The 1,795-nt window shown below is 58.0% G+C and carries 4 protein-coding genes; all 4 read left to right on the forward strand.

Annotation, left to right across the window (positions count from 1 at the left end):
• Positions 1–196, forward strand: a 196-nt coding sequence (locus AWB76_RS40025) for a DUF2934 domain-containing protein (protein WP_157696346.1), incomplete at its 5' end; no start/stop codon positions are given.
• 347 nt (positions 197–543) lie between these two features.
• Entirely contained in the window at positions 544–747 is a 204-nt protein-coding gene (locus tag AWB76_RS38565; protein WP_061165318.1) for a cold-shock protein, read from the forward strand.
• A 191-nt stretch (positions 748–938) separates the two neighbouring features.
• Positions 939–1,169, forward strand: a complete 231-nt coding sequence (locus AWB76_RS38570) for a hypothetical protein (RefSeq protein WP_061165319.1) — start codon at positions 939–941, stop codon at positions 1,167–1,169.
• Between the two features lie 114 nt (positions 1,170–1,283).
• Positions 1,284–1,795 (forward strand): hypothetical protein (locus AWB76_RS38575; RefSeq protein ID WP_157696347.1); only part of this gene is annotated, 512 nt, incomplete at its 3' end.

Consider the following 1,795-nt stretch of genomic DNA (forward strand, 5'->3'; position numbering starts at 1 on the left):
GCAGGCCGTCCGGGAGCGCGCTTACCTGCTCTGGGAGAAGGAAGGACGCCCTGAAGGGCGTGCCGAAGAATTCTGGCATCGCGCGCTCGAGCAGCATCTCCGGGAGCGAGCCTATGTTCTATGGCAGCAGGAAGGAAGTCCCGAAGGACGACAGGATGAATACTGGCGTCCGCTGGTCGATTTCCAGGCCCAGTGATGCCTGCCTGCCCGGGACAGTCGGGCGGGCATGCGACGAAGGCGGGATCCGCCAGATAGAGCGGCCGGTCTTCAGCGTCGCCGAACGAGTGATATTTGAATGTGCGACACGCTTTCGCTAAGGAGCCTGTTACCTTGGACAAATATTTACGCCAAAAGAGGAGCGCACTACGAAAAGCATTGACAGTCCCCATGCCGCACTATATTGTGGGTCTCGAAATATTCAAGAAGCTCGATTGCTGATCACCATTTTCCGCCTCGTCTGCGCGGTACTCGCTGTCCTCTCTTCTTCCTTGAAGTTTTTGTCGCTCCGCACCGGAGCTGTTATTTTTATTTCAGGGAATTCTCATGGATACCGGTACTGTCAAGTGGTTCAACGATAGCAAGGGTTTTGGCTTCATTACTCCGGACGCTGGTGGCGAGGATCTCTTCGCGCACTTCTCGGAAGTTCGCGGCGACGGCTTCAAGACGCTCGCCGAAAACCAGAAGGTGAGCTACGAGACAAAGCGCGGCCCGAAGGGTATGCAGGCTGCGAATATCTCGCCGCAGTAACGTAGTTCAAGGGCCGGCCTGCCGGCCCTTTGCTTTATCTGCCTGACTAGCATCCTCGCGGAGCCCTGCGCTCCCGATCTGATCGCCGGGTTTCCACCCGCGCATCATTTGTCTTTCCGACACGATCCGTCTCGCCCCAATTTAATTTATTCCGCCTGTGCGACATGATGTCGTGCGGCCGGTTATCGCTTATGCAAAATAATAAACATATTCACCAGTACAACGGTTATTCAGTCTCGCCGTCCGCACACCTGTTACCTGACGGCTGGTTTGCTGCCAACCTGCTGCTCACAAGAGGTGACGCCCGCAATGCCGAGCCGGTGTCCTACCAGTTTGATGCGCTCGACTATTTCGATAGCGAAACGCAGGCTCTGGGGCACGCTGCCGCATGGGCGCGCGGCTGGGTCGACAGCCGCGGCTAATCCGGCATGGCCTGCAGCACACCAGCGGCCATTGCGCCACTCAGACAGATCGCCAGCGTTTGATCGCCTGGTCTGCACCGCGGTATTCCGTCATTCGCATTGCAAGGAGCAGAGATGGCTTTATTGGTCATGCAGGTCGCAGTGAGCGGGGAGCTGGTGGAGGTATTCGAGATGTCGGTTGATGATGTCGACGGACACCGGATGCTCGCCTGCGCCAGTCAGGACGAGCGGGTGATCTATCGCGCCGGCCAGATCCTCGAAGACGGTGAGGTCTGGATCGATCTCATCGACCGCGACGGCGAGACGCTGCTTGATCAGGTGGCATGTTTTCATCGGGCCGATGCCGCCGATGCGCTGCAGGTTCATTTCGACATGAATGCCGAGGTCGTTAAAGACTGTCTTTCAAAGTCAAATGTTACCTCCCTGTATGCCAGGCATCGCGTAGCTGCGCAGGCATACTTCCGCAAGATTGATCGCCTCGTCGACTGCTCCGCAGTGAACTCCAGACAAAGCAATCGCCGGCGGGTCGGTGACGCGAGCGTCATGGATCTCGTGACCGAGCTTCGCAGGCGGCTGGATGGTGTGGACACCCTGCTCGCACTCAGCGAGCTGCCGACGCGCGTCCA

The sequence above is a fragment of the Caballeronia temeraria genome (assembly GCF_001544795.2).
Classification (GTDB): domain Bacteria; phylum Pseudomonadota; class Gammaproteobacteria; order Burkholderiales; family Burkholderiaceae; genus Caballeronia; species Caballeronia temeraria.

Excerpts from the sequence above, each read along its gene's own strand:
- AWB76_RS38565 (WP_061165318.1), top strand. The coding sequence starts at position 544 with ATGGATACCGGTACTGTCAAGTGGTTCAACGATAGCAAGGGTTTTGGC.
- AWB76_RS38570 (WP_061165319.1), top strand. The coding sequence starts at position 939 with ATGCAAAATAATAAACATATTCACCAGTACAACGGTTATTCAGTCTCG.